Below are 7,324 nucleotides of genomic sequence, written 5' to 3' on the forward strand. Positions count from 1 at the left end.
TATCGTGAGGGAGGCGGAGCAGTGGAGGGGGGCTACGATCATCACGTGGGTGGTGATGCAGGTCGTGTTCCTCACAGGCCTCCTCCTGGCCGTGGCGTTGCCGACCGGCGGCGTGAGTAAGCGTAGGCTGCTCCTAATCGCGCTACCCCTCCTCCTGGCGCTCGGAGCGTCCTCAACCCTCCTCCAGCTCCCCTACCTGCTCGGGAAGAACGCGCTGCCCCCAACCCTGAGGTCCCTGTTCAACCTCCTCTACAGCAGCGCCCTCCTCTCCCTAACCGCCCTGATCTCGCTCATCGCCGGCGCAGCGCTGAGAGCGAAGAGCGCCCCGCTGTCCCTCCCCACGGGGAGGCGAGCCGCCGAGAGCTGGCTGGACGGGGTCGCCACGGGTGCAACCCTCACGGCTCTTCTCGGGGTTGCGTTCACGCTGCTGGAGAAGTGGGGTCGCGTCATCCCGCTGAAGCTGCCGGCCGTCGAGAACGCCCTCACGGTGCAAGCGTCGTGGCTCGCCGCGGCGCTGAACGTGGCCGTAGCCTCCCTAATCAACGCGGTCACCTTCCGCTACCTGCTCCTCCTCCTGCTGCAGGAGGTGCTCGGGGGGAGGGGGCAGGGGGTTGTGGCGACCTCGGCCATATACGCTCTGGCGTTTGCGGGGGCTTCCTTCCACCCGCCGTACACCGACGTTCTCGCTGCGCTAGCCCTGTCGCTGGTCTTCTGCCTCCTCTACCTCTGGAGGGGCCTCTTCGCCGCTGTCGCCGCCGAGTACACCTACAACGCCCTGGCCTACGCGCTGTCAATCTCCGGTCTCCTGCCGGTTGACGCGCTGCTCCTCGCGGTAACCCCACTCTCCGCCGCCCCCCTAGCCTCCCTACTGGCCGAGCTGGCCCGAAGGTTCGCGAGTTAAGCTTAAATCGCCGCTTCAACGGCACGGTGTGGCGCGTTTCACGAGCCTCGCCTACGGGAAGCCCGGCGAGCTTCTCTTCGGGCGTGCGCTCCACCCGCTACGCTACGGCCTCGGCCTGGAGGTCGGCTCGGGGCGCGTAGTCCCGGAGGTTAAGTACTGGCCGAGCAGGAGCGCGGACGAGTCGGGCAGGCTGGTCGAGGAGTTCTCCAGCATCACCAGGGGCGTGCTGGAGAGGGCGGTCGACCTTGGCGTCCAGGCGCTCCAGCTGGAGACCGAGCTGAGCCACGTGGCGACGCTGAACCCGAGGCTCGCCGAAGAGATCGTAGCGGCGCAGAAGGACGTCATGGAGCGCTACCACTCCGAGTACGGTGTTGCGCTAGCACTACGCGTCACAGTGGCGGATGTGCGGTGGTCTAGGGAGCTGAAGGGGGAGGAGGCCTTCTCCAGGATGATGGAGTCGTTCGAGGCTGCTGCCGGGGCCGGCGCCGACGTCCTATCGATCGAGTCCATCGGCGGCAAGGAGGTCTTCGACTACTCGATCGTGAGGGGGGACTTAAGGGGTATAGCGCTCGGCCTGGCTGTGCTGGCCCCAGCCGACGTCGAGAGGCTTTGGAGGGAGGTCTCCTCGATCGCGTCGCGAAGCGGGGCTCTAGCCGGCGGGGACTCGGCTTGCGGCTTCGCGAACACGGCGATGAAGCTGGCGGGGGGCTTCAAGAGCAGGATGCTGCCCCACGTCCTGGCTGCGGTCGTGAGGGCGATGAGCGCGCCCCGCACGCTGAAGGCCTTCGAGGCCGGCGCGAGGGGGCCGGGGAAGGATTGCGCCTACGAGAACGTTTTCATCAAGGTGATCACCGGCTACCCCATCTCGATGGAGGGTAAGACGAGCGCTGTAGCCCACTCCAGCCTGGTTGGAAACGTGGCGGCCGCGGCCTGCGACCTCTGGTCGAACGAGCAGGTCGAGAACGTGAAGCTGTTCGGCGGCACGGGCCCGCAGGTGTTCCTCGAGATCCTCCACTACGACTGCCAGCTCATGAACACCGCTCTCAAGGCTGGAAAGGGTGAGGAGCTCAGGGATCTACTGGTCGCGTCAAACCTGTACACGGACCCGCAGTCCCTCGTCCTTTCGCCGCAAGCCGCTTGGGAGATCGCGTCCGCCATCGTGGCTGAGAGCGACGACTACCGGCGCGCGGTCGCCGCGGCGAGGAAGGCCCTCGAGATCGTCAAGCGGGAGTACGAGGCCGGTCGCTTGGCCCTAGACACCAGGGAGGCAGCCTACCTGCGCAAGCTCGAGCGGGAGTTGGGAGCCCTACCCGATAGCGCCGACGGGCTCCTCGAGTCTGCCCGCTTCTACGAGGAAAGGGCGAACTTCAAGGTTTCAGACTACCTTAAGGATTAATATCGCGGTTCCCCACCCCCTTCCACCATGAGCTACGTAAGCTTCGAGGAGTTTCAGAAGCTAGACCTGAGGGTGGGAAAAGTAGTCTCCGCCGAGCGCGTCCAGAGGGCCAGGAAGCTCTTGCTGCTGAAGGTCGACATCGGCGGAGAATTGAGGACTCTCGTGGCGGGGCTGGCCGAGTACTACGCGCCGGAGCAACTGGTGGGGAAGGAGATCGTGGTGGTCGCCAACCTCGAGCCGAAGGTCATCATGGGCTTGAAGTCTGAAGGCATGCTGCTGGCCGCGGTCGTCAACGGCAAGCCCGTCCTGATAGTCCCCGAGAGCGAGGTTCCACCGGGGACGAAGATCTCCTAGAACCCGCCGCCACCCTGACTACCACACGTGGGTTTCCATGGTATTTCCCCGAACTAATCCGTAAGATTCTCTTCCATATGCCAGCCGCAATCACGCTGTAAGCGTAACACATATAACCACCTGCCGCTTAACCTCCCTATGCCCTGCAAGAGGAAGAGCGAAGGTAAGAAGGAAGAGAAGAAAGAAAGCAAGAAAGAAGCCAAACAGTGAAATCAGTTTAACCGAAATCCCAACCGTTTTTCCCTTAAAGTTTTTATAGTCCCCTCGATTGACCTACCCGTGGTCAAGCTGCTATACCAGTACGACAGCTACCTTAAGGAGTTCTCGGCAACTGTCGTTAGGGTTGAGGGCTCCAGGGTTTTTCTCGATCAAACGGCGTTCCACCCCGGCCCCAGCGGTGGCCTGGACCATGACAGGGGCTACCTCATTGCTCCAAGCGGGGAAAGGTTGGAAGTCGTTCAAGTGCTCGAGGAGGGCGGGGACGTGGCCCACGTGGTGGCCGGTGAACCGGGCTTGAAGCCGGGCGATACGGTCAGGGGGGTGATCGATTGGGGCAGGAGGTACAGGATGATGCGGTTGCACACAGCCAGCCACGTGCTGCTCGCCGTCCTGTACAGGAGGTACGGGGCGCTAGTGACGGGTGGGCACATCACGCCCGAAGGGGCGAGGGACGATTTCGACCTCTCGGGCGTCGATGACTGGAAGAGGGCTGTAGCAGAGGCCGTGGAGGAGGCGAACCGGATCCTGGCAGACTGCCTTGAGGTGAAGGTGTACTGGCTCCCCCGCGATGAAGCTCTGAGGATTCCCGGGATCGTTAAGCTCGCCGAGCGGCTGCCTCCAGAAGCTGCGGAGATCAGGGTCGTCGAGATCCCGGGAGTCGACATTCAAGCGGATGGCGGCCCGCACGTAAGGAACACGTGCGAGGTGGGGCGCATCGTGCTGCAGAGGCTGGAGAGCAAGGGTGCGCGCAGGAAGCGCGCCTACTACACCGTGGAGCCCTAATCAGCTCTTCTCGAAGCTCAGCGCGTCGATGCTCCGCAGCGCGCACCCGTGATCCTCGAGGAGCTTGTGCACCTCCTCGATGTCTATCGATCCGCCCTCCACCGTTAGCTTGAGGGTTTCCGTCCTCACGTCGACTTCCACCACCGCTACATCAACCCTGCTCACCCCGTCGAGCTCGCAGATCAGCTTCGCCAGCTGGATCGTGTCCAGCTCCCGCGGCTTGAGAACGTCGAGAACCAGCCGCTTCAGCTTCGCCGGCACTTTCAACCACCCAGAGACCCCAGCAGCACTGTTACGCCGGCTACTGCGAAGCCCGCGCCGACCATTGCGGCTGAGTACTTGATCGCGCTGGTGCCCGAGATCTTCGCCAGGTAAGCGCCCAGCACGGAGAGCGCCGCGAGGCCGACTAGGGCTGAGAGGGCTACGGCCGCTTGGAGTCCGATGGCGTCGGCTGCCAGCACGGGCGCGATCACCACTAGCATGCCTAGCGCGGGTGCGATAGCGTTGACCAGCGCGCTGAGCAGCGCGGCCAGCTCGAAGGTGTAGCCGAAGATCGTGCCGCTCAGCTTCCTCAGTAGGGCTTTCTCCATCTCGATGAGCTCCCTGCGCCTCTCAGCGACCTCCGTTAGGTAGGAGCTGACGAAGCCGGATAGCCCGAGACCGAAGCTCACGGCTAGGGCTGACACGAGGAGCGTGCTGGCGCGCTGGCCGCCGGCGAAGTAGTAGCCGAGCGCGAGCCCGAGTGCCGTGAGCACGCCATCGAATAGGTTTGTGACGAAGTAGCGCCTGGCTATCCCAGCGAAATTCGTTGCAGCCAGGTGGCGGAGAGCGAGCTTCAACCGCCTCATACTCGATGAGTCGTCCTTCATATCGCAGCTTATGGTTGGAGTTCTAACGGACAGCTTTAAACATTGCTATACCCAAGCCGGCACCCCCTCCGTTGCCGCAGCTAAGCGGCGCTAGAGCATCCTCCTAGCGATCTTGTCCAAGGCTTTGAGGCCTGAACCGGTCAGGGGGATGAGCACTCTCTCCCCCGAATCGATCAAACCCTCTTCTCTCGCTTTGCGGAGCGCGGCTATAGCCGTGGCTGACGTGGGCTCGACGAAGAAGCCCATCCTGAGGGCGTACCGCAGCGCTTCTCGAGTCTCCTCTTCGCTGACAACTACCACCTCACCCTTCGATTCCTTGACGACCTTGACCAGCTGCTTGAGCCTCGGCGGGTTTGGGATGGCGATACCGTCAGCGAAGGGCTCGGGGGGCGGCGCGGCGCCGTAGGGCCCGTGGAGCGCGTCGTAGAGCGGCGTGTAACCTTCTGCCTGAACGGCAATCGCCCGAGGAACCCCTTGCGCGAGGCCGATCTGGGCCGCCTCCCCGAAGCCCCAGTATATGCCCAGCAGTAGCCCTCCGCTGCCCACCGGCGCGACGACTGCGTCCGGAGTCCCTGCCTGCTCACAGCACTCGAAGGCGATCGTCTTCAAACCTTCGATGAAGAAGGGGTTCCACATATGGCTCGCGTAGACCGCGCCGCGCTCCACCTCCTCCAAAGCCCTCCTAGCCACCTCGCTCCTCGGCCCCTCAACCTCGACCAGCTCGGCCCCGTACAGCTTTATCTGGAGCTTCTTGGCTGGAGGCGCGCTGGACGGCACGTAGACCCTGCACCCGATCCCGGCTGCAGCACAGTACGCTGCAACAGCTACACCGGCGTTGCCCGACGAGTCGATCAGGACTCGATCCGCGCCGAGCGCCTTCAAATTGGAGACCATCACCGTCGCCCCCCGATCCTTGAACGAACCGGTGGGGTGCAGGTACTCGAGCTTCAGCAGAGCCCGGACGCCCCAAACCTCCCTCTCCACCGTGGGCGTCCAACCCTCACCCAGCGTAACGATGTCCCCACCGACATGCGGGATGAGGGAGCGGTAGCGCCACACACCCCACCCCTTCAGCTCCACCTCCCCCTCGAGCCTCTTCTCAATGTCGAGGGGTGAGCCGCACTCGCACCTCCACAACCGGGCTGAGGCTTTGTAGCGCCTCCCGCAGGAGGAACAGACGATGCTGAACTCCACGCCCACGCTGGCGCGCGCTCGGGTATATGGTTTTTCCATCTCATCGCTTGATTACGTAGGTTTGAGAAGCTTTTCAACTAGCGCTCGGACGCGCTCAGCCATCTGAAGTGCTTCCTCAGCGTCCTCCCGATCATAGAGCTCCTCAGGTGCAACTCCGCTTTCCTCGTCTCCGTACATCGAGGGTTCCCTCTCCCTCCTCAATCTACGCGAGTACCTGGCCAGAACTGGCACATGCTCGCGGAACCACTCGGGGAACCTATGTGCCTCCGCCCTGAGCACGGGACCGACATCGTGCCAGCGGGGTGGTTCGACACCAACGATCCTCAACGCTGCCTTAAGCAGGAGTTCCACCGCCTCCTGGCACTGCCTGACGACGTAGGGGTAGCTGCCGCGCTCGAGCGCGATCCTGGCGTGGTGGAGCCGCTCCGCAGCCTGCCTGTAGTACGATGCAGCGATCTCTACGTTCCTCACAGCTCGATCACCTCCCCGAACCTGTAGTCGCGCTTTAACCTCCAGTACCAGAGCTTCCCGTACTTTACGCGTTCAGCGCCGAGCGCCTCCAGCCTCTTCGCTAGGCGCTTGAGGATACCTTGGAAGAAGCCCCCCTTATCGTATAGGATCACCGCGTCCTCCACCATGTCCAGGTAGAGGGGGGAGCCTCGGGCAGCCTCCTCCGGCGTCTTGAGGATGGGTGAAAACTCGATCGTGTAACCGAGCTTCTCAGCCTCCTCGATCAGGGGTTGCAGCTCCTCCTCCACCTCCATGAAGATGTCCTGCCTCCTAAACCTGCTCCTCGGCAGGCCCTCAGCCACGATCAGCAGGTCGATGTCGCTGTCCCTCCTAGCCTCCCCCCGGGCTACTGACCCGAAGACCACGACTGACACGAGGGAGCTGCCGAGCCGCCTCTGAAGAGCCCTGACGAGCTCGAGTAGGATGCTTCTGTAGGGCTCCTGCAGCTTCTCGACCTTCTCGGCGGCCACCGCGGTGATTCAGCGTGGCAGCTTAAAAGTTCGGCGGCTCAAGCCCCATTCGACGCAGCCTCAGAAGGTCGAGGTGCTTTCAAATCCTCGGGGGAACCCTTTCCCTCATCGACTCCAGAAGCCAGACGCCCTCACGCTCCGCGGCTTCGATGACCCCCGGCTCAGCACGCATGCAGTAGAGGACCGGGACGACGGCCCCCTGGAACCTCTCGGGCCATAGCTCCCTAGCCCTTCTGATGCGCTCAAGCAGCTTCGAAACGCTCCGTGGCCCAGCCCTAACCTTTGCCTCACCGATCACGGTAAGCTTTCCATTTGAACCGTAAATGTCGAACTCGTACTTTGTGTCAAAACGCGTCGGTCTTGTTTCCAGCTCGTAACCCCTCTGCTTTAGGAAGTAAGTTACCATGTCGTTGGCCTCCTCCTCTAAGCTGATGGACATTCGGTCTAGAGTCCTCTTCATCGATCGAACGTCCCTCTCAATTCTGGATAGGCGGCGCTCGCAGCTATCCACCCTCTCGCTCAGCCTGATGATCAGCTGCTCGTGCCTTTCCAGTTGTTTCGCCTGCATTTCAGTGATTCTGCGCAACTCTTCAACCGCTTTTGTGAGTTCGCTAAGCCTCTGCTCGTG

Annotated in this window: 10 protein-coding genes; 4 read left to right on the top strand and 6 right to left on the bottom strand. The window is 62.8% G+C overall.

The features are described 5' to 3' along the window. The 4 genes from QXF46_08690 to alaXM all read left to right on the top strand — a co-directional run. Positions 1-901 (top strand): CPBP family glutamic-type intramembrane protease (locus QXF46_08690; protein MEM0226935.1); only part of this gene is annotated, 901 nt, incomplete at its 5' end. Between the two features lie 28 nt (positions 902-929). After that, a complete protein-coding gene (locus QXF46_08695) occupies positions 930-2,297 on the top strand; it encodes a methyltransferase MtaB domain-containing protein (protein MEM0226936.1) in 1,368 nt (455 codons plus the stop codon). Positions 2,298-2,324: 27 nt separating this feature from the next. Next, positions 2,325-2,651 (top strand): methionine--tRNA ligase subunit beta, encoded by a 327-nt coding sequence (gene metG / locus QXF46_08700; protein MEM0226937.1) that lies wholly within the window; start codon positions 2,325-2,327, stop codon positions 2,649-2,651. A 279-nt stretch (positions 2,652-2,930) separates the two neighbouring features. Continuing rightward, positions 2,931-3,653, top strand: coding sequence for an alanyl-tRNA editing protein AlaXM (alaXM, locus tag QXF46_08705; protein ID MEM0226938.1), 723 nt, complete (start codon positions 2,931-2,933; stop codon positions 3,651-3,653). On the opposite strand, the gene QXF46_08710 is transcribed toward alaXM, so the two are convergent. From QXF46_08710 to QXF46_08735, 6 genes are all read right to left on the bottom strand, one after another. Then, the gene (locus QXF46_08710) at positions 3,654-3,914 is read right to left on the bottom strand and encodes a DUF211 domain-containing protein (protein ID MEM0226939.1); all 261 of its coding nucleotides are present in this window, start codon (positions 3,912-3,914) and stop codon (positions 3,654-3,656) included. Between the two features lie 2 nt (positions 3,915-3,916). Continuing rightward, positions 3,917-4,501 (bottom strand): hypothetical protein, encoded by a 585-nt coding sequence (locus tag QXF46_08715; GenBank protein ID MEM0226940.1) that lies wholly within the window; start codon positions 4,499-4,501, stop codon positions 3,917-3,919. 111 nt (positions 4,502-4,612) lie between these two features. Beyond that, positions 4,613-5,716, bottom strand: coding sequence for a threonine synthase (locus QXF46_08720; protein MEM0226941.1), 1,104 nt, complete (start codon positions 5,714-5,716; stop codon positions 4,613-4,615). A 51-nt stretch (positions 5,717-5,767) separates the two neighbouring features. Beyond that, on the bottom strand, positions 5,768-6,187 hold the full coding sequence (locus QXF46_08725) for a HEPN domain-containing protein (GenBank protein MEM0226942.1): 420 nt from the start codon (positions 6,185-6,187) through the stop codon (positions 5,768-5,770). Then, entirely contained in the window at positions 6,184-6,696 is a 513-nt protein-coding gene (locus QXF46_08730; GenBank protein ID MEM0226943.1) for a nucleotidyltransferase domain-containing protein, read from the bottom strand. The genes QXF46_08725 and QXF46_08730 overlap by 4 nt, the downstream gene beginning before the upstream one ends. Before the next feature lie 79 nt (positions 6,697-6,775). Next, positions 6,776-7,324 (bottom strand): hypothetical protein (locus QXF46_08735; protein MEM0226944.1); only part of this gene is annotated, 549 nt, incomplete at its 5' end.

The organism is Thermofilaceae archaeon, assembly GCA_038731975.1.
GTDB lineage: Archaea > Thermoproteota > Thermoprotei > Thermofilales > Thermofilaceae > JANXEW01.

Bases quoted from the DNA above. Each gene is read 5' to 3' on its own strand.
- QXF46_08715 (MEM0226940.1), bottom strand. From the start codon at position 4,501: ATGAGGCGGTTGAAGCTCGCTCTCCGCCACCTGGCTGCAACGAATTTC.
- metG (MEM0226937.1), top strand. From the start codon at position 2,325: ATGAGCTACGTAAGCTTCGAGGAGTTTCAGAAGCTAGACCTGAGGGTG.